This window comes from Streptomyces sp. Ru71 (assembly GCF_002920535.1).
In the GTDB taxonomy this organism is placed as follows: Bacteria; Actinomycetota; Actinomycetes; order Streptomycetales; family Streptomycetaceae; genus Streptomyces.
In genome coordinates, this window is sequence record NZ_PQSS01000016.1 from 86,563 (window position 1) to 106,441 (window position 19,879).

Annotated in this window: 13 protein-coding genes; 8 read left to right on the top strand and 5 right to left on the bottom strand. The window is 70.0% G+C overall.

Annotated features, from left to right (window positions below; all coding sequences use genetic code 11):
* Positions 1-83: 83 nt before the first annotated feature.
* Complete coding sequence (locus tag C3489_RS13035; protein ID WP_103781962.1) at positions 84-1,118, bottom strand: LacI family DNA-binding transcriptional regulator; 1,035 nt, start codon at positions 1,116-1,118, stop codon at positions 84-86.
* 356 nt (positions 1,119-1,474) lie between these two features.
* Between C3489_RS13035 and C3489_RS13040 the strand changes: the two genes are divergently transcribed.
* The 6 genes from C3489_RS13040 to C3489_RS13065 all read left to right on the top strand — a co-directional run bounded on the left by C3489_RS13040 (position 1,475) and on the right by C3489_RS13065 (position 9,671).
* Positions 1,475-2,746 (top strand): extracellular solute-binding protein, encoded by a 1,272-nt coding sequence (locus tag C3489_RS13040; RefSeq protein WP_103781932.1) that lies wholly within the window; start codon positions 1,475-1,477, stop codon positions 2,744-2,746.
* Positions 2,747-2,850: 104 nt separating this feature from the next.
* Positions 2,851-3,801 carry a carbohydrate ABC transporter permease gene (locus C3489_RS13045; RefSeq protein ID WP_103781933.1) on the top strand — a complete coding sequence of 317 codons (951 nt, stop codon included), beginning with the start codon at positions 2,851-2,853 and terminating at the stop codon, positions 3,799-3,801.
* A 16-nt stretch (positions 3,802-3,817) separates the two neighbouring features.
* Positions 3,818-4,726 (top strand): sugar ABC transporter permease, encoded by a 909-nt coding sequence (locus C3489_RS13050; RefSeq protein WP_103781934.1) that lies wholly within the window; start codon positions 3,818-3,820, stop codon positions 4,724-4,726.
* 156 nt (positions 4,727-4,882) lie between these two features.
* On the top strand, positions 4,883-6,556 hold the full coding sequence (locus tag C3489_RS13055; RefSeq protein ID WP_103781935.1) for a glycoside hydrolase family 13 protein: 1,674 nt from the start codon (positions 4,883-4,885) through the stop codon (positions 6,554-6,556).
* 167 nt (positions 6,557-6,723) lie between these two features.
* Entirely contained in the window at positions 6,724-8,097 is a 1,374-nt protein-coding gene (locus C3489_RS13060) for an alpha-amylase family protein (protein ID WP_103781936.1), read from the top strand.
* A gap of 131 nt (positions 8,098-8,228) precedes the next feature.
* Positions 8,229-9,671, top strand: a complete 1,443-nt coding sequence (locus tag C3489_RS13065; protein ID WP_103781937.1) for a hypothetical protein — start codon at positions 8,229-8,231, stop codon at positions 9,669-9,671.
* On the opposite strand, the gene C3489_RS13070 is transcribed toward C3489_RS13065, so the two are convergent.
* Entirely contained in the window at positions 9,649-11,055 is a 1,407-nt protein-coding gene (locus C3489_RS13070) for a hypothetical protein (protein ID WP_103781938.1), read from the bottom strand. The genes C3489_RS13065 and C3489_RS13070 overlap by 23 nt on opposite strands.
* A 238-nt stretch (positions 11,056-11,293) precedes the next feature.
* Here C3489_RS13070 and pulA point away from each other — a divergent pair, with 238 nt between their 5' ends.
* Both pulA and C3489_RS13080 read left to right on the top strand, forming a co-directional pair.
* Positions 11,294-16,696 carry a pullulanase-type alpha-1,6-glucosidase gene (pulA, locus tag C3489_RS13075; protein WP_103781939.1) on the top strand — a complete coding sequence of 1,801 codons (5,403 nt, stop codon included), beginning with the start codon at positions 11,294-11,296 and terminating at the stop codon, positions 16,694-16,696.
* A 27-nt stretch (positions 16,697-16,723) separates the two neighbouring features.
* The gene (locus C3489_RS13080; protein ID WP_103781940.1) at positions 16,724-17,080 is read left to right on the top strand and encodes a 5-carboxymethyl-2-hydroxymuconate Delta-isomerase; all 357 of its coding nucleotides are present in this window, start codon (positions 16,724-16,726) and stop codon (positions 17,078-17,080) included.
* A gap of 6 nt (positions 17,081-17,086) precedes the next feature.
* Here the strand turns inward: C3489_RS13080 and C3489_RS13085 are convergent, their stop codons facing one another.
* From C3489_RS13085 to C3489_RS13095, 3 genes are read right to left on the bottom strand one after another with little or no spacing between them, the layout of a single operon-like run.
* A complete protein-coding gene (locus C3489_RS13085) occupies positions 17,087-17,776 on the bottom strand; it encodes a TetR/AcrR family transcriptional regulator (protein ID WP_103781941.1) in 690 nt (229 codons plus the stop codon).
* A 56-nt stretch (positions 17,777-17,832) separates the two neighbouring features.
* Positions 17,833-18,909, bottom strand: a complete 1,077-nt coding sequence (locus C3489_RS13090; RefSeq protein WP_103781942.1) for a PDR/VanB family oxidoreductase — start codon at positions 18,907-18,909, stop codon at positions 17,833-17,835.
* Positions 18,909-19,817, bottom strand: coding sequence for a metal-dependent hydrolase (locus tag C3489_RS13095; RefSeq protein ID WP_103781943.1), 909 nt, complete (start codon positions 19,815-19,817; stop codon positions 18,909-18,911). Before C3489_RS13095 ends, C3489_RS13090 begins: the two co-directional genes overlap by 1 nt.
* Positions 19,818-19,879: the final 62 nt, after the last annotated feature.

The window sequence follows — 19,879 nt, forward strand, 5'->3', positions numbered from 1 at the left end:
GCCCTCTGCGACCGATCATCCTCCGGTCGGGTCCACAGCGCACCTTCTACACCCTGTGGAGTATTTGCACCCTCTGTGGACCCTTACGGGCGGTTGCGGTCGCCGGGCGCGGAGGCGGTCGAGCCGCGCACCACCAGCTCCGGCATGAACACGAACTCGCTGTGCGGGGCGGGCGTGCCGCCGATCTCCTCCAGCAGCGTGCGCACGGCCGCCTGGCCCATGGCCGGGACCGGCTTGCGGATCGTCGTCAGGGGCGGGTCGGTGAAGGCGATCAGCGGGGAGTCGTCGAAGCCGACCACCGAGATGTCCTTCGGGACCTCCAGGCCGCGCTGGCGGGCCGCCCGTATGGCGCCGAGCGCCATCATGTCGCTGGCGCACACCACGGCCGTGCACGCGCGGTCGATCAGCGCGGTCGCCGCCGCCTGGCCGCCCTCCAGGGTGTACAGGGAGTGCTGGACCAGCTCCGCCTCGATCACGTCCGGTGCCAGGCCCAGCTGCTCCTGCATGGCCCGTACGAAGCCCTCGATCTTGCGCTGGACCGGCACGAACCGCTTGGGGCCGAGCGCCAGGCCGATGCGGGTGTGGCCGAGCGAGGCCAGGTGCGTGACCGCGAGGGTCATCGCCGCACGGTCGTCGGGGGAGATGAACGGCGCCTCCACCTTGGGCGAGAAGCCGTCCACGAGCACGAACGGCACGCCCTGCGCGCGCAGCTGCTCGTAGCGCTGCATGTCGGCGGTGGTGTCGGCGTGCAGCCCGGAGACGTAGATGATGCCGGACACCCCGCGGTCGACGAGCATCTCGGTCAGCTCGTCCTCGGTGGAGCCGCCGGGGGTCTGGGTGGCGAGCACCGGGGTGTAGCCCTGGCGGGTCAGCGCCTGGCCGATGACCTGGGCCAGGGCCGGGAATATGGGGTTCTCCAGCTCCGGGGTGATCAGCCCGACGAGGCCCGCGCTGCGCTGGCGCAGCCGGACGGGGCGTTCGTAGCCGAGCACGTCGAGTGCGGCCAGCACGGACTGACGGGTGGTGGCGGCGACGCCGGGCTTCCCGTTGAGGACGCGGCTGACGGTCGCTTCGCTCACCCCCGCCTGCGCAGCGATGTCGGCAAGCCGTGTGGTCACGGCACTGGACTGTACCGGCCGGATGCCGGCTTGCACACCGACCGGGCGCCGGGTGCGGGCCGTCGGGCGTCCCGCGGTGGGCTGCTGCGTCATCGCGCTCCCTCGTGCAATCGGTGGCAAGAGCTTGCAGAGTCTTGCACAAGGCGGCCCCGCCCTGCCCAACCCCTGTAAACAACAGTCTCACAGCGGTCTCATGTCGGTCGAGGCCCGGTCACGCCCGGGTAACTTCGGAGATCCCTTGCACTTTTTTGCTGCAAGGTCTTTCGTGACGCTTACATCGCTGTTACGTTCTCGTCGCCCGACGGCAAGCAAAGACGCGGTCGGCACCACTCGGGCTTTCACCTCAAGGAGAACTCATGCGGCGTGGCATAGCGGCCACCGCGCTGGCGGCGTCCCTCGCGCTGGCGGCGACGGCCTGCGGCGGCAGTGACAGCGGCGACAAGGCCGACGGGCCGGTCACCATCACCTGGTGGGACACCTCCAACGCCACCAACGAGGCGCCGACGTACCAGGCCCTGATCAAGCAGTTCGAGGCTGCGAACAAGGACATCAAGGTCAACTACGTCAACGTCCAGTTCGACCAGGCCCAGAACAAGTTCGACACCGCCGCCGGCTCCAAGGGTGCCCCCGACGTGCTGCGCTCCGAGGTCGGCTGGACCCCGGCCTTCGCCAAGAAGGGCTACTTCCTACCGCTGGACGGCACCGAGGCCCTCGCCGACCAGGCCAAGTTCCAGCCCAGCCTGATCAAGCAGGCCCAGTACGAGGGCAAGACCTACGGCGTGCCGCTGGTCACCGACACCCTGGCGCTCGTCTACAACAAGCAGCTGTTCGCCAAGGCCGGCATCACCGAGGCGCCCAAGACCTGGGACGACCTGAAGAAGGCCGCCGCCACCGTCAAGGACAAGACCGGCGTCGACGGCTACTGGGGCTCCACCCAGGCCTACTACGCCCAGCCCTACCTCTACGGCGAGGGCACCGACACGGTCGACGCCGCCGGCAAGAAGATCACCGTCACCTCCGCCGCCGCCAAGAAGGGCTACAGCACCTGGCTGAGCCTGTTCGACGGCAAGGGCCTGCACAAGGCCGACACCACCGCCGACGCCTACGCCCACATCCAGGACGCGTTCGTCAACGGCAAGGTGGCCGCGATCATCCAGGGCCCGTGGGAGATCACCAACTTCTACAAGGGCTCGGCCTTCAAGGACAAGGCCAACCTGGGCATCGCCACCGTCCCGGCCGGCTCCGCCGGCAAGGCGGGCGCCCCGACCGGCGGCCACAACCTCTCGGTCTACGCCGGCTCCGACGCCGCCCACCAGAAGGCCGCGCTGAAGTTCGTCAACTTCATGACCTCCGCGAAGTCGCAGACCGAGATCGCGCTGAAGAACTCCACGCTGCCGACGCGCGACGACGCCTACACCGCCGAGGTCAAGGCCGACCCGGGCATCGCCGGCTACCAGACGGTCCTGCCCGCCGCCCAGCCCCGCCCGGCCCTGCCGGAGTACAGCTCCCTGTGGGGCCCGCTGGACACCGAGCTGCCCAAGATCGCCGGTGGCAAGGAGTCCCTGGACAAGGGTCTGAGCAACGCCGAGCTGGCCATCACCAAGCTGGTGCCGGACTTCAGCAAGTGAGCCCGCGTGGCCGCCGGATCCCCCACGTGCAGCGGGGGGAGGGATCCGGCGGCCACCGGCCTGTGCGCCGTACTCCCTGATCGTCTCCGAAGGTGCCGAGAACCATGACAGTGGCCCAACGTCTCAAGCACAGCTACCAGAAGCACTGGTACGCCTACGCCATGATCGCCCCCGTGGCCGTCGTGCTCGGCGTCCTCGTCCTCTATCCGCTGGTGTACGGCCTCTATCTCACGCTCACCGACGCCAACAGCCTCAACACCGCCCGCACGATCGGCGTCAACCACATCGACGCCACCTACAAGTTCATCGGTCTGGACAACTACCAGGACATCCTCTTCGGCCCGACGGCGTACGACCGCTTCTGGTCGCACTTCATCTGGACCATCGCCTGGACCGCGCTGTGCGTCGCCCTGCACTACTCCATCGGCCTCGGCCTGGCGCTGCTGCTCAACCAGAAGCTGCGCGGGCGCACCTTCTACCGGCTGATGCTGATCATCCCGTGGGCCGTGCCGACCTTCGTCACCGTCTTCGGCTGGCGGATCATGCTCTCCGACGGCGGCGTCATCAACACCTTCCTGGACGCCCTGCACCTGCCCTCGCCGGCCTGGCTGGAGGACACCTTCTGGCAGCGGTTCGCCGCGATCATGGTGAACACCTGGTGCGGTGTGCCGTTCATGATGGTCTCCCTGCTCGGCGGCCTGCAGTCCATCGACGCCTCCCTGTACGAGGCCGCCGAGATGGACGGCGCGAGCGCCTGGCAGCGGTTCCGCTACGTCACCCTGCCCGGACTGCGCTCGGTCAGCTCCACCGTGGTGCTGCTCGGCATCATCTGGACCTTCAACCAGTTCGCGGTGATCTTCCTGCTGTTCGGCTCGACCTCCGCGCCGGACGCCCAGATCCTCGTCACCTGGGCCTACTACCTCGGCTTCGGACAGCAGCCGCGTGACTTCGCCCAGTCCGCGAGCTACGGCATGCTGCTGCTGGCCATCCTGATCGTCTTCACCTCCTTCTACCGCCGCTGGCTCAACCGCAACGACCAGCAGCTCGCGATCTGAGGCAGGAGTTCCCCTCATGACCACGACCACTGTCGAGTCCTCCGCCGCGGTGACCGAGAAGTCCTCCACGGGCACGCCCCGCAAGGCGCGCGGCCGCGGCGAGCGCTCCCTGGCCGCCACCCTCGCCTCGCACGGCCTGCTGCTCCTCGCGAGCCTCGTCGCCCTGTTCCCGGTGGCCTGGCTGGTGTTCCTCTCCCTCGGCCCGGACAAGGACGACTATCTGCACCCCGGCAAGATCTGGGGGAAGATGACGCTGGACAACTACTCGTTCGTCCTGCAGCACACCAGCTTCTTCGACTGGCTGAAGAGCTCGCTGATCGTCTCGCTCGGCACCACCGTCATAGGCGTGCTCGTCGCCGCCACCACCGGCTACGCCGTCTCCCGCATGCGCTTCCCGGGCTACAGGAAGTTCATGTGGATCCTGCTGGTCACCCAGATGTTCCCGGTGGCCGTGCTGATGGTGCCGATGTACCAGATCCTGTCCGAGCTGCAGCTGATCGACAACTACCTCGGTCTGATCCTCATCTACTGCTCGACCGCGGTGCCGTACTGCGCCTGGCTGCTCAAGGGCTACTTCGACACCATCCCGTTCGAGATCGACGAGGCCGGACGCGTCGACGGCCTGACCCCGTTCGGCACGTTCGCGCGCCTCATCCTGCCGCTGGCCCGGCCGGGCCTGGCGGTGGCCGGCTTCTACAGCTTCATCACCGCCTTCGGTGAGGTCGCCTTCGCCACCACCTTCATGCTGGACGACAGCAAGTACACCCTCGCCGTCGGCCTGCAGAGCTTCATCAGCGAGCACGACGCCCAGCGCAATCTGATGGCCGCCACCGCGGTCCTGATCGCGATACCCGTGTCCGCGTTCTTCTACCTCGTGCAGAAGAACCTGGTGACCGGCCTCACCGCCGGCGGCACCAAGGGCTGACACACCGTCAGCCGACCACGGCTCCCGCGCGCCTTGCCGCGCGGGCAGGCGGCCGCGGTGCCCATCCGACCCCGCTGCACCGCGGCCGCCTCAACACCCCCGCCGCCGTCACCCACAGACCCGATGACCGCACTCTCCTTACGCATCAAGGAAGCCATGACCCAGCACTCCTCGGCACCGAACTCGGCCCTCGCCACCGTCGCCCAGCGCCGCGACTGGTGGCGGGACGCGGTGATCTACCAGGTCTATCCGCGCAGCTTCGCCGACGCCAACGGCGACGGCATGGGCGACCTGGAGGGCGTACGCTCCCGCCTGCCGTATCTGCGCGACCTGGGTGTGGACGCCGTCTGGCTCAGCCCGTTCTACGCCTCCCCGCAGGCCGACGCCGGCTACGACGTCGCCGACTACCGGGCCGTCGACCCCATGTTCGGCAACCTCCTCGACGCCGACGCCCTGATCCGCGACGCCCACGAGCTGGGCCTGCGCATCATCGTCGACCTGGTCCCCAACCACTCCTCCGACCAGCACGAGTGGTTCAAGCGCGCCGTCGCCGAGGGCCCCGGCTCCCCGCTGCGCGAGCGCTACCACTTCCGCCCCGGCAAGGGGAAGAACGGCGAACTGCCGCCCAACGACTGGGAGTCCATCTTCGGCGGTCCGGCCTGGACCCGGGTCACCGAGCCCGACGGCACGCCGGGCGAGTGGTACCTGCACCTCTTCGCGCCCGAGCAGCCCGACTTCAACTGGGACCACCCGGCCGTCGGCGACGAGTTCCGCTCCATCCTGCGCTTCTGGCTCGACATGGGCGTCGACGGCTTCCGCATCGACGTCGCACACGGCCTGGTGAAGGCGGACGGGCTTCCCGACCTTGGAACCCACGACCAGCTGAAACTGCTGGGCAACGATGTCATGCCGTTCTTCGACCAGGACGGCGTGCACGCCATCTACCGGCAGTGGCGCACGATCCTCGACGAGTACGCGGGTGAAAGGATCTTCGTCGCCGAGGCGTGGACCCCGACCGTCGAGCGCACCGCGAACTACGTCCGCCCCGACGAGCTGCACCAGGCGTTCAACTTCCAGTACCTGGCGACCGCCTGGGACGCCGCCGAGCTGCGCGAGGTCATCGACCGCACCCTGGACGCGATGCGCCCGGTCGGAGCGCCCGCCACCTGGGTGCTGTCGAACCACGACGTCACCCGGCACGCCACCCGCTTCGCCAACCCGCCCGGCCTCGGCACCCAGATCCGCCTCGCCGGCGACCGCGCGCTGGGTCTGCGCCGGGCCCGTGCCGCCTCCCTGCTGATGCTGGCGCTGCCCGGTTCGGCCTACGTCTACCAGGGCGAGGAACTCGGCCTGCCGGACGTCGTCGACCTGCCCGACGAGGTGCGCCAGGACCCGGCGTACTTCCGCGGCGAGGGCCAGGACGGCTTCCGTGACGGCTGCCGGGTGCCGATCCCGTGGACCCGCGAGGGTTCGTCGTACGGCTTCGGCAGCGGTGGCAGCTGGCTGCCGCAGCCCGCGAGCTGGGGCGAGCTGAGCGTCGAGGCGCAGACCGGTGCTCCCGGCTCCACGCTGGAGCTGTACCGGGCCGCGCTCGCCGCCCGCCGTGAGCACCCGGACCTCGGCGCGGGCGACAGCGTGGAGTGGCTGCGCGCACCCGAGGGCGTCCTCGCCTTCCGCCGCGGTGACTTCGTCTGCGTCGCCAACACGACGGGGGAGTCGGTGACGACCCCGGCGTACGGCCGGGTCCTGCTCGCCAGCGGTGAGGTGACCGAGGCCGGCGGCGAGGCGAAGGTGCCGGCCGACACCACGGTGTGGTTCACGACCGCCTGACGGGCGCCTTGCGGGGGCTCCGCAAGAATCTTCAACAACTTCACTCCGGCCCGCTGCCTTTTCAGGCGGCGGGCCTTTAACATCTGCGTCACCGCAAGTTTGCTGAAATATTTCAGCAAGTACTTGCGGGCCATCCCCACATGCCTTCGACGAAGAAGGAACCCCACATGGCACGCAGATCCCTCTCGGGGGCGCTGGTCCTCGCGGCCGCCTCCCTTGTCATGACCCCGTCCGTGGCGCACGCCTCCCCGCCCGGCGCCAAGGACGTCACGGCCGTCCTCTTCGAGTGGAAGTACGACTCGGTGGCGAAGGAGTGCACCAGCACCCTCGGCCCCGCCGGCTACGGCTACGTCCAGGTCTCGCCGCCCGCCGAGCACATACAGGGCTCCCAGTGGTGGACCTCGTACCAGCCGGTGTCGTACAAGATCGCGGGTCGGCTCGGCGACCGGACCGCCTTCAAGAACATGGTGAACACCTGCCACGCGGCCGGGGTGAAGGTCGTCGTCGACACCGTCATCAACCACATGTCGGCCGGCAGCGGCACCGGCACCGGCGGCTCGTCGTACACGAAGTACACCTACCCCGGGCTGTACTCGTCGTACGACTTCGACGACTGCACCAGCCAGGTCGGCAACTACCAGGACCGCTGGAACGTCCAGCACTGCGAGCTGGTCGGCCTCGCCGACCTGGACACCGGCGAGTCCTACGTCCGCGGCGCGATCGCCGGGTACATGAACGACCTGCTCACCCTCGGCGTCGACGGCTTCCGCATCGACGCGGCCAAGCACATCGACACCGCAGACCTGGCGAACATCAAGTCCCGGCTGACCAACCCGTCCGTCTACTGGAAGCAGGAGGTCATCTACGGCGCCGGCGAGGCCGTCCAGCCCACCGAGTACACCGGCAACGGCGACGTCCAGGAGTTCCGCTACGCCTACGACCTCAAGCGCGTCTTCAACAACGAGAACCTCGCCTACCTGAAGAACTACGGCGAGGGCTGGGGCTACCTGAACAGCTCGGTCGCCGGTGTCTTCGTCGACAACCACGACACCGAGCGCAACGGCTCCACCCTGAACTACAAGGACGGCGCCAACTACACCCTCGCCAACGTCTTCATGCTGGCCTGGCCCTACGGCGCCCCCGACATCAACTCCGGCTACGAGTGGTCGGACACCGACGCGGGCCCGCCCAACGGCGGCACGGTCAACGCCTGCTGGCAGGACGGCTGGAAGTGCCAGCACAAGTGGCCGGAGATCATCCGCATGGTCGGCTTCCGCAACGCCACCCGGGGCGAGGCCGTCACCAACTGGTGGGACAACGGCGGCGACGCCATCGCCTTCGGACGCGGCTCCAAGGGCTTCGTGGCCATCAACCACGAGTCGTACAGCCTGAGCCGCACCTACCAGACGTCCCTGCCGGCCGGGACGTACTGCAACGTCCAGAACAACACGACGGTCTCGGTGAACAGCTCCGGCCAGCTCACCGCCACCCTCGGGGCCAACACCGCCCTCGCCGTCTACGCGGGCAAGACCGGCTGCTGACCCGCCCCCCGGGCCCGCCGGGCCCGCGGCCCCGTGCACGGCCGCCGTGGGCCCGGCGGAAGGCGCCGCGGGCGCTTCCGAGCGGAGCAACAGCGCATGCGGGCCCCCGGCCCAGGCCGGAGGCTGGCGTCATGAGCATCCGTCCGTGGGTCGTCGTCGAGGCGCCAGACGAGCGCGGCCTTCGCCGGGTCACGGTGGGGGGCAGTGCCGCGGGCAGCGTCTGGTCGCTGCGCGAGCTGCGCAGACTGCTGGACCGTCTGGGTTACCCGGACGTCGACATGGAGGACCCCGCCTCGGTGTGCTGGCGCGGAGGCGACAGCGGCACCTGGCCCGACCGGCCCGTCAGGCGGCGCGCGACCATGGCCGTCATGGCGGCCGGGCTGCTCGCCTCCGGGATCCTCAACGTGGTGATCGGCTGGCCGGACGCCTCCGGCGCCCTGACATTCGCCCAGCGCATCACCGGGGCCGCGCTGGTGGTGTCCGGCGTGGTCCAGGGCGTCGGGGCGGTCCTGGTGGCCGACCACTGGGGCCGGCGGGAGTTCCGGGCCTCCCGCGCGATCGTCCTGCTCGGCGCCTTCATCGCGCTGGCCACGAACAGTCTTCTCTTCCTGCTGTGGCTGGAGGAGAAGGAGATCACGCCCTACCTGTTCGCCTTCATACCGCTGTGGTGCTGGGCGGTGTGGGCGTTCACCGTGCTGATCAGGGAAAAAGCCTGGAAAGGGCTGCCCCAGCCCAACAAATTCGTCGCGGGATTCTATGCGACCGCTCTGCTGTCCGCGGTCAGCCTCGCGTACTCCACCCTGTACCAGCCCGCGACGGCTCCCCTGCGTTTCTCCCTCACTGCGGAATTCGGGAGGGCCCGCCAGGATCGTTCCCTCCCTTTCGTCCAGGTTCCGCTGAAACTCTCCGTGAAGAACACGGGGGAGGTGTCGGTGTACGTCATCGTCAACGACTTCACCGTGTACGGCAGGACCGCCAAGTATTCCGAGTCGGGGGATTCGTCGGCCGAGGCCTGGAAGGAGAGCTTCGGTGCCGAGGAGGAGGCGGAACGGCACGTCGACCGGCTCTCCTACGAGCGGCTGAGCAGCGGACGCCTGTACCAGCCCGGGGACGTGCTGGAGGCGGGGCAGGAGGACACCCGCGTGCACGTCTTCCAGATACCCAGGGACGTGCCGTACGACGTGATCCACGTGGACCTGCAGATCACCTACATGAGGAAGGACCGGGGCCGGATCGACGTGGAGCACTACCGCAAGCCGTTCCAGTCGTGGCGGCATCCCCGGTACGCCTGCCGCGCCGCCGAGTGCGCCGCGGACACCCTCACCTACGTCGGCCGGGTGCGGCACGACAACAACCTCGTCAACGTGACCCGTGCACCGCTCTATGTGACGGCGTTCTGGTCTCCGGACGCTCCGCCGGTGTACTCCATCTCCTCTTTCCACTTCACGGGCGGCTGGATAGATTACGCTGCGGAGAAGAGGGAACTGAGGAAATTCGGCATCGCGACCCGGTACGCCGATGCCGAGGTGTCCGTCGCGGAGTTGCTGAGGTTCATACCTGCTGCGCCGCGCTGAGCCAGCTGCCCGACTGGACGCCCGCTTCCGCGTCGAGCCGCACAGCAGCCTGCAGGCAGTCGAGCGCGTGCACGCCGAGCGACGAGAAGATGTCCTTCGCCGGGAGCGAGTCTGCCAGCTGGGGAATCATCTGCTTGATGGCCAGCGCGGTGTTGTCGACCTTGTCGTTCCGCAACTGGGCGAACACGTCCAGGGATTCGTTCTCCGATTCCCTGGACTTCCAGAAGTCCTGCACGCCCTCGCTGTTCCAGGTGTCGGGAGTCAGGTTCTGCAGATCCTCGGCGAGGGTGGTGTCCGGGACGGATTCGAAGACGGCGTTGGTGCAGACCTCGGCCGCCTTGCCGAGCGGTTCGTCCGGCAGGCCCTGATCGGCGATCGCCGCCTTCAGGTCCTGCTCCAGCCGGCGCTTCTTGTCCGCTGCTCCCGGGTCGCCGGGCCGGGTCCGGCTGTTCTCGTGCGCGCCTTGCGCGATCCCTTTCCGCTTGTCGTCGGCAGTGTTCGGGTCGCCCCCGGTCTCCACCGCGGTCGCCGTCAGCATGTGCCACGCCAGCTGACCGCCGGCGCCGCCGGCACCGGTGCCCTCGTCCTCGTTCGCCGTGCCCTCCTGCACGGACGAGAACAGGTTGTCCGCGGCCCCGACGAGGTCGTTCTCCACGTCCGGCGGCACGTCCTGGCGGGCGACGACCCCCAGCACGGATGCCGACCTGGCCACGACCACCCCGAGCGTGCCGCTCACCTGCGGTGTCTGCGCCCCGTTCGCCTCACTCAGGGCGGCGGCCACCTGCTGCACCAGCCCGGTCAGCCGGTCGCGTACCGCGGCGGGTGTGCCCGGGTCGGCGATCACCTCCAGCGCGGATTCCACCTGCTGTGCGCTGCGGACGGCACCGTCCCGCTCCTGCGGCGGGGTCTGCGTGTCGCTCACGGCCTGCAGTACGTCGGTCAGCTGGTCCACGCTCGGCACCAGCTCCTCGGGGACGTCGGCCTTCTTGTCCTCCAGGTCCGCCGCCAGGGTGCCGGCCTCGTCCTGCTGCTGTTTCAGGGCGGCGGTGGCCGCGGTGCCGCCGTCGTCCGAACCGGACGACGTCGCGGTGCTCGGTGCCGTGGTCCTGGTGTCCTCCGGCTGTGACGACGAGGACGACGAGGAGGCGGTCGGCGTGTCCGGTGTCGACGGGACGGGCGCTGTCGTCGTCCCGGGATTGTCCGAGGGGGGCTCTGGGGCGGGAGGCGTGGAGTCGGCCCGCACCGAGGAGGGCAGCCGGTCCGTCCCGGCCCCGCCGGGAGCCGCGGCCCCCGGGGCCACCGGGCCCATGGTCAGCGCCAGCGCTGTGACCACGGCGGATGCGCCGGTCAGAGGGAGGATGTGTCGCCGTGTGGTTCTGGTCATGACGGATCCAGAGGGGGGTTCGCGCACGGTTTGCGCCACACCAGCCACTCTTCCCCCATCCGGGGTACTCCGCAACGTCGCGCGAAGTCCCTGGTGAAAGTTCTTGCTGGGTGTTTCAGACCTCTTGCTGTAAGTCTTTCGTCGGCGATACGGTCCCCCGCGGGCGCCCGCAGCGCAGCCCGCGCCAGGACGCCGGGGTCGGACCCGAATGAGCCGCAAGCACAAGGAGTTTCCGCCTGTGATACCGAGATGGCCGGCGCCCGGGACGCGCCGCAGTGCACGGGGAAGGCGGGTCGCGGCCGTCACCGCCGCCACCCTCGCGGCAGCGCTGGTGCAGCCGCTCGCCGCCCACGCCGACACCCCGCCCCCGCCGCCGTCGGACAAGGCCCTCGCCGCACAGCCCACCCGGCACGACGCCACCCGCGAGCAGTTCTACTTCGTGCTGCCGGACCGCTTCGCCAACGGCGACGGCGCCAACGACCGCGGCGGACTGACCGGTTCGCGCCTGGCCACCGGCTACGACCCCACCGACAAGGGCTTCTACCAGGGCGGCGACCTCAAGGGCCTGACCCGGCGCCTCGACTACATCAAGGGCCTGGGCACCACCGCCATCTGGATGGCCCCCATCTTCAAGAACCGGCCCGTGCAGGGCAGCGGTGCCAACGCCTCGGCCGGCTACCACGGTTACTGGATCACCGACTTCACCCAGGTCGACCCGCACTTCGGCACCAACCAGGACCTGAAGACCCTCATCGCCCGGGCCCATGCCAAGGGCATGAAGGTCTACTTCGACGTCATCACCAACCACACCGCCGACGTCGTCGACTACGAGCCCAAGTCCTACGAGTACCTCTCCAAGGGCGCCTTCCCCTACCTCACCAAGGACGGCCGCCCCTTCGACGACGCCGACTACGCGGCCGGCGGCAAGGGCTTCCCCGCCGTGGACGCCGGCTCCTTCCCGCGCACCCCGGCGGTCACGAGCGGCGCGAAGGTCCCGGCCTGGCTCAACGACCCGGCGATGTACCACAACCGGGGCGACTCCACCTACGCCGGCGAGTCCACCACCTACGGCGACTTCTCCGGCCTGGACGACCTGTGGACCGAGCGCCCCGAGGTCGTGCGCGGCATGGAGAAGATCTACGAGCGGTGGGTGAAGGACTTCGCCGTCGACGGTTTCCGTATCGACACCGTCAAGCACGTGAACATGGAGTTCTGGACCCAGTGGGCGACGGCACTCGACAAGTACGCCGCCCGGCACGGCCGTGAGGACTTCTTCATGTTCGGCGAGGTCTACTCCGCCGACACGTCCGTCACTTCGCCGTACGTCACCCAGGGCCGGCTGGACGCGACCCTCGACTTCCCCTTCCAGGACGCGGCTCGCTCCTACGCCTCGCAGGGCGGCAGCGCGCAGAAGCTCGCTAAGGTCTTCGCCGACGACTACAAGTACACGACCGACAAGGCCAACGCGTACGAGCAGGTCACCTTCCTCGGCAACCACGACATGGGCCGCATCGGGACCTTCCTGAAGCAGGACAACCCGAAGGCGGACGACGCCGAACTCCTCGCCAAGGACAGGCTCGCCAACGAGCTGATGTTCCTCAGCCGCGGCAACCCGGTCGTCTACTACGGCGACGAGCAGGGCTTCACCGGCGCGGGCGGCGACAAGGACGCCCGCCAGACGATGTTCGCCTCGAAGGTCGCCGACTACCTCGACGACGACCAGATCGGCACCGACCGCACCCACGCGAGCGACGCCTACGACACCTCCGCCCCGCTCTACCGGCAGATCAGCGCCCTGGCCGCGCTGCGCAGGGCCAACCCCGCCCTGGCCGACGGGGTGCAGCAGGAGCGGTACGCGGCCGACGGGCCCGGGATCTACGCCTTCAGCCGTACCGACGCCCGGACGGGCCAGGAGTACGTCGTCGCCTTCAACAACGCCGGCTCCCCGCAGACGGCGACCTTCGCGACCGGGTCCGCCGACATGGCCTACCAGGGGATCCACGGCGCCGACGGGACCCTCACCACTGACGCGGACCGCAAGCTCACCCTCACCGTCCCGGCCGGTTCCGCCGTCGTCTACAAGGCGGCCGGCAAGCTCGCCGCCCCGGCCACCCGGCCGTCGCTCACCCTGACGGCCCCGGCCACCGGCGCCATGGGGACGGTGGACGTCACCGCCGACGTCTCCGGCGGCGCGCTCGACCGCGTCGTCTTCGCTGCCCAGGTCGGCAACGCCCCGTGGCAGGTCCTCGGTTCCGCCGACCACGCCCCCTACAAGGTCACCCAGACCCTCGGCAAGGACGTTCCGGCCGGTACCGCCCTGCGCTACAAGGCCGTCGTGGTCGACTCCGCCGGGCACACCGCGAGCGCCACGGCGAGCAGCACCACGGGCACCCCGCCCGCGCCGGAGGTCCCCACCGCCTCCTCCCGCGACTACGCGATCGTGCACTACAAGCGCGCCGACGGCGACTACGCGAACTGGGGCCTGTACGCCTGGGGCGACCTGGCCGACGGTGAGGCGACGAACTGGCCCGCCAGCCACCCCTTCGCCGGCCGGGACTCCTATGGCGCCTTCGCCTACGTCAAGCTGAAGCCCGGCGCCTCGAACGTCGGTTTCCTGGTCATCGACAAGGACGGCGACAAGGACGTCTCCGCGGACCGCTCGATCGACGTCACCAGGACCGGTGAGGTGTGGATCGAGCAGGGCAAGCCCGACGTGCTGACCGAGCGGCCCGACCACCCGGCCCAGGACACCACCAAGGCCGTCCTGCACTACCACCGCGCCGACGGGAACTACGACGGCTGGGGTCTGCACGTGTGGACCGGTGCCGCGAACCCCACCGACTGGTCCAAGCCGCTGCAGCCGGTGCGCACCGACGCCTACGGCGCCGTGTTCGAGGTGCCGCTGGCCGCCGGGGCGAGCAGCCTCAGCTACATCCTCCACAAGGGCGACGACAAGGACCTGCCCACCGACCAGTCCCTGGACCTGAAGGCCACCGGCCACGAGGTGTGGCTGCTGGCCGGGCAGGAGAAGTACCTGCTGCCGCAGCCGCAGGGCTCCTCCGCCGCGCTCGACCTGAGCACGTCCAAGGCGGTCTGGATCGACCGGGACACCGTCGCCTTCAACGGCTCCGACGCGGCCGCCTCCACCCAGCTGCTGTCCTCCCGCGACGGCTCGATCACCGTCAAGGACGGGGCCCTGACCAGCGACGACGAGCGCTGGATCCGGCTGTCCAGGAGCACGCTGACGGGCGCGCAGAAGGCGAGGTTCCCGCACCTGAAGGACTACACCGCCTGGTCCGTCGACCCGCGGGACCGCGACCGGGTGCGCGGGGCGCTCCAGGGCCAGCTCGTCGTCTCGCAGCGTGCGGCCAACGGCGCCGTACTGGCCGCGACCGGCGTGCAGATCGCCGGCGTCCTGGACGACCTGTACCCGGGTGCGACCGAGGCCCGGCTGGGGCCGACGTTCCGGGGCGGGCGGCCGACGCTGGCCGTGTGGGCGCCGACCGCGCAGAGCGTGTCACTGGAGCTGGACGGCTCGCTCAAGGCCATGCACCGTGACGCCGCCACCGGGGTCTGGTCGGTCACCGGCCCGGCCTCCTGGAAGAACAAGCCGTACCGGTACGTGGTGAAGGTCTGGGCGCCCAGCGTCCGCAAGGTCGTCACCAACAAGGTCACCGACCCGTACTCCGTCGCCCTGACCGCGAACTCCCAGCGCAGCCTCGTCGTCGACCTCGACGACAAGTCCCTGGCGCCGAAGGGCTGGTCGGCGCTGGCCAAGCCGAAGGCCGTGCCGCTGCGGGACGCGCAGATCCAGGAGCTGCACATCCGGGACTTCTCGGTCGAGGACCCGACCGTCCCCGCCGGGGACCGGGGCACCTACCGGGCCTTCACGGACACCGGCAGCGAGGGCTCGAAGCATCTGCGGGAACTGGCGGAGGCCGGCACCTCCTACGTCCATCTGCTGCCCGCGTTCGACATCGCCACGATCCCCGAGAAGAAGGCCGACCAGGCCACCCCGGACTGCGACCTGGCCGCCCTGCCCGCCGACTCCGACCGGCAGCAGGAGTGCGTGACGAAGACCGCCGCCAAGGACGCCTACAACTGGGGCTACGACCCCTACCACTACACGGTCCCCGAGGGCTCCTACGCCACCGACCCGGACGGCACCGCCCGCACGGTGCAGTTCCGGCAGATGGTCCAGGCGCTCAACCGGGACGGGCTGCGCGTGGTCATGGACGTCGTCTACAACCACACCGCTGCCGCCGGCCAGGCGGACACCTCGGTCCTGGACCAGGTCGTGCCCGGCTACTACCAGCGGCTCATGGCCGACGGCTCGGTGGCCACCAGCACCTGCTGCGCCAACACCGCGCCCGAGAACACGATGATGGGCAAGCTCGTCGTCGACTCGATCGTCACCTGGGCCAAGGAGTACAAGGTCGACGGGTTCCGCTTCGACCTCATGGGCCACCACCCGAAGGCCAACATCCTCGCCGTCCGCAAGGCCCTGGACGCGCTGACCCTCGCCAAGGACGGTGTCGACGGCAAGAGGATCATCCTGTACGGCGAGGGCTGGAACTTCGGCGAGGTCGCGAACGACGCCCGCTTCGTGCAGGCCACGCAGGCCAACATGGCCGGCACCGGCATCGCCACCTTCTCCGACCGGGCCCGCGACGCCGTGCGCGGCGGCAGCCCCTTCGACGCCGACCCCGGCGTGCAGGGCTTCGCCAGCGGGCTGTACACCGACCCGAACCCCTCCACCGCCAACGGCACCCCGGCCGAGCAGAAGGCCCGCCTGCTGCACGACCAGGACCTGATCAAGGTCGGCCTGTCCGGGAACCTCGCGAAGTACCACTTCACCGACAGCGCCGGCAAGGAGGTCACCGGCGCCGAGATCGACTACAACGGCCAGCCCGCAGGCTACGCGGCCGCCCCCGGCGACGCCCTCGCCTACGCCGACGCGCACGACAACGAGGCCCTCTTCGACGCGCTCGCCTACAAGCTGCCCGCCTCGACGAGCGCCGCCGACCGGGCCCGGATGCAGGTCCTGGCGATGGCCACGGCCACCCTGTCGCAGGGCCCGGCGCTCTCCCAGGCCGGCACCGACCTGCTGCGCTCCAAGTCGCTGGACCGCAACTCCTTCGACAGCGGCGACTGGTTCAACGCCATCCACTGGAACTGCGCCGACGGCAACGGCTTCGGGCGCGGGCTGCCGCCGGCCGCCGACAACGCGTCCAAGTGGCCGTACGCCGAGCCGCTGCTGGGCCAGGTCCAGGTCGGCTGCCCGCAGATCGACGGCGCGTCCGCCGCGTACCGGGACCTGCTGAGGATCCGTACGACGGAGAGCGATTTCTCCCTCGCCACGGCCGAGCAGGTGCAGTCCCGGCTCTCCTTCCCGCTGTCCGGGGCGGATGAGACGCCCGGCGTGATCACGATGGAGCTCGGCGATCTGGTCGTCGTCTTCAACGCCACGCCCGAGCGGCAGGAGCAGCGCGTCGGCGCCCTCGCCGGGACGGCCTACGGGCTGCACCCGGTGCAGGCATGGGGGGCCGACCCGGTTGTCAAGGGCTCGTCCTACCAGTCGGCGACCGGCACCTTCACCGTTCCGGCGCGGACGGTCGCCGTCTTCCGTCACCTAGGCTGACGGCGACGCCGTAGAACAGGAGTGCCCATGCCGCAGATCACCGTCGACTACTCCGAGCGCCTCGCCGACGCCTTCGACCGGCCCGGTTTCGCCCGTGCGCTGCACGAGGCCACGGTCGAGATCGCGGCAGCCAAGCCGCCGGCGTGCAAGACGCAGTTCCGCCGGACCGAGGACACCGTCGTCGGTCCGGACACCGAGGGCCACGCCATCGTGCACGTCACGATCGGCCTGCTGGCCGGCCGCACCGAGGAGACCAAGGCGCGGCTGGCCGAGCAGGTGCTGGAGCTGCTGCGGCAGCACGTGAAGCCCACCGAGGGCCTCGCGCTGCACGCCTCGGCCGAGGTGCGCGACCTCGACGCGTCCTACCGCAAGTACGACGCCTAGGGATTCCTAGGAGGCCAGGGTGATGAGCCGGGCGATCAGGTCCGCGAAGGGACCGTCGCCCGGCTCGTCCTTGAGGACGCGGCGCAGCAGCGCCCCCATCTCCGCGTCGAACGCCGCGCTCACCGCGAGCAGCGCGGCGAAGTCGTGCACGAGCTGGGTCTGCAGCTCCTCGCGCGGGATGCGCCGGCCGTCCAGCCAGATCAGCGCGGTGGACTCGGCGAGCGAGATCCAGGAGCGGATCACCAGCTCCAGGCGGGCGGGCGGCTCCTCGACCCCCAGGTGCGCCAGGATCTGGACGTAGGCGGCCTGCCGTACGGAGTCGATGAGGGCGTTCGTGGTGGACGAGCCGACGGCCGGGCCGCCGCGCATCAGCGCGGAGAAACCGGGGCCGTGGTCGTCGACGAAGTCGAAGAACCGGGCCATCACCCGCAGCAGCCGGGCACCCAGCGGGCCCTCGTGCGGCTCCACGAAACGGGCGGCCAGTTCGTCCGAGGCGCGCTGCAACGCGGCCTCGTACAGGCTGAGTTTGCCGGGGAAGTAGTGGTAGACGAGCGGCCGCGAGATGCCCGCGGCCGAGGCTATCTCGTCGATGGAGACCTCGTCGGGCGAGCGGCGGCTGAACAGATCGAGGGCGACGCCGATCAGCTGCTGCCGACGCTCCTCCACGCCCATTCTGCGGCGTACCCCGGTAGTCATGCGCACACCTTACCGATCGGATCCGGCCGCCCACGGACCCGATCGGACGTGGATGTTCACATATCGAGCACGAGTCGGTCACCGCGGGCGCGGGAGACACAGATCAGCATCGAGTCGTCGCGCTCCGCGTCCGTGAGCAGCTCGTCACGGTGGTCGATCTCGCCCTCCAGCACCCGCTGCTGGCAGGTCCCGCAGAAACCCTGCTCGCAGGAGTAGACGGTGTCGGGCAGTTCGGCGCGGACGGCGGCCAGCACGGTGGAGTCGGCGGGGACGCTCACCACCCGTCCGCTGCGCCGGAGTTCGACCTCGAAGGCACCGCCGGACGCCGCCTTTGGCGTGAACCTTTCCATGTGGACGTCCGGCACCCGCTCCGCCACGGCCGCCATCAGCCCTTCCGGCCCGCAGCAGTACACGGCCGTGCCCTCGGGCAGTTCACCGAGAAAGGCGTCGAGGTCCGGCCGCCCGGCCTCGTCCTCGGCCACCACGGTGACCCTCCCCCAAGTTCTCGACTCCGCTCGAACAGGGGGGACCCCCATGCCGCCCAGTTTCTCGATCTCCTCCAGGAACGGCATCGAGGCCCGGCTGCGGCCGCCGTACAGCAGCCGCCAGTCGGCGTCCTGCGCGGTGAGCGCGCGCAGCATCGGCAGGATCGGGGTGATGCCGATGCCGCCGGCGACGAACACGTGGCGCGGCGCCTTCGTCAGCGGGAACCGGTTGCGCGGGCCGCGAACCTCCAGCTCCATGCCCTCGCGCACCTGCTCGTGCACCTCGCGCGAGCCGCCCCGCCCGTCCTCCACCAGCCGCGTGGCCACGGTGTAGGAGGAGGTGTCCTCGGGGTCGCCGCACAGCGAGTACTGGCGCACCAGGCCCGACGGCAGCACCAGGTCCAGATGCGCCCCGGGCTCCCAGCGCGGCAGGTCGTGCCCCTCCAGGCGGAGCTGCACGACCCCGTCGGCGACCTGCTCGTGCCCGGTCACCAGCAGCGTCAGCGCCCGCGACCGCGGCTGCCCGCTGATCGGCGTCGGCAGCGCGGGCATCGGCCACAGCGGCGAGCCCTGCACCCGGCGGCGCAGCGCCCGCCGGGCGAGCAGCGCGGCACCCGCGACGACCACGACGGTCCGCAGCTTCGGCATCAGGCGGTCCTCTTCTCTGCCGCGAGGGCTGCGGGGGAGGAGGCGAGGTAGGCGACGGCCTGCTCGGTGGAGCCCTCCTGGGACGGGTGGTAGTCGCGGCTCAGATAGCGCGGGATGGACCTGAGCATGTCCTCGGTGGTCGGCAGCACACCGCGCCGGCCGCGCACGTGGAAGTCGCGCAGGGTGGGCTTGCCGTCCAGCAGGGTCGGGTCGTTCGCCATGAAGAACCGCACCCCGCGCTGCCACAGGAACACCAGCGCCGTGAACGCGGTCGCCCAGGTGCGCGCCCGCCGCCGGTAGCTGCCGTCGACGTGCAGGAACAGGTCGAAGGCGACCGAGCGGTGCTCGACCTCCTCGGCTCCATGCCAGCGCAGCAGGTCCAGCATCGTCGGGTCGGCGCCGCGCCGGTCCAGCTCCTCGGCGTTGAGCACCCAGTCGCCGAGGAAGGCGGTGTAGTGCTCGATCGCCGCGATCAGCGCGACCCGCTCCATCAGCCACCAGCGGCTCGCCCGGCCGGGCGGCAGGGTGCGGTCGCCGAGCAGCTTCTCGAAGAACCAGTCGACCTGCGCGGTGTACGGCGTCGGGTCGAGCCCCTGCTCGCGCAGGTGCGGCAGCACCTCGTCATGGGCCTGGGAGTGCATCGCCTCCTGCCCGATGAACCCGATGACGTCCTCGCGCAGCCGCTCGTCCCGGATGTAGGGCAGCACCTGCTTGTAGACGTGCACGAACCAGCGCTCGCCGGCCGGCAGCAGCAGATGCAGCACATTGATGGTGTGCGTGGTGAACGGATCCCCGGGCACCCAGTGCAGCGGCGTGCGCTCCCAGGAGAAGGACACCTTCCGGGCCTTGAGCGGCACCCGCTCGGCCTCGACCGGCTGGGGTGCCCGAGCGGACTGCTTGTTAGACATGGCGTCAATGTACTGATGGGTAGGCCGAGGGGGAACCCCTCGTACCCCACCTTGTTGACGCA

What these genes read in the sequence shown, in the direction of transcription:
- C3489_RS13040 (WP_103781932.1), top strand. Translation starts at nt 1,475, where the DNA reads ATGCGGCGTGGCATAGCGGCCACCGCGCTGGCGGCGTCCCTCGCGCTG.
- C3489_RS13045 (WP_103781933.1), top strand. Translation starts at nt 2,851, where the DNA reads ATGACAGTGGCCCAACGTCTCAAGCACAGCTACCAGAAGCACTGGTAC.
- C3489_RS13050 (WP_103781934.1), top strand. Translation starts at nt 3,818, where the DNA reads ATGACCACGACCACTGTCGAGTCCTCCGCCGCGGTGACCGAGAAGTCC.
- C3489_RS13055 (WP_103781935.1), top strand. Translation starts at nt 4,883, where the DNA reads ATGACCCAGCACTCCTCGGCACCGAACTCGGCCCTCGCCACCGTCGCC.
- C3489_RS13060 (WP_103781936.1), top strand. Translation starts at nt 6,724, where the DNA reads ATGGCACGCAGATCCCTCTCGGGGGCGCTGGTCCTCGCGGCCGCCTCC.
- C3489_RS13065 (WP_103781937.1), top strand. Translation starts at nt 8,229, where the DNA reads ATGAGCATCCGTCCGTGGGTCGTCGTCGAGGCGCCAGACGAGCGCGGC.
- C3489_RS13070 (WP_103781938.1), bottom strand. Translation starts at nt 11,055, where the DNA reads ATGACCAGAACCACACGGCGACACATCCTCCCTCTGACCGGCGCATCC.
- C3489_RS13080 (WP_103781940.1), top strand. Translation starts at nt 16,724, where the DNA reads ATGCCGCAGATCACCGTCGACTACTCCGAGCGCCTCGCCGACGCCTTC.
- C3489_RS13085 (WP_103781941.1), bottom strand. Translation starts at nt 17,776, where the DNA reads ATGACTACCGGGGTACGCCGCAGAATGGGCGTGGAGGAGCGTCGGCAG.
- C3489_RS13090 (WP_103781942.1), bottom strand. Translation starts at nt 18,909, where the DNA reads ATGCCGAAGCTGCGGACCGTCGTGGTCGTCGCGGGTGCCGCGCTGCTC.
- C3489_RS13095 (WP_103781943.1), bottom strand. Translation starts at nt 19,817, where the DNA reads ATGTCTAACAAGCAGTCCGCTCGGGCACCCCAGCCGGTCGAGGCCGAG.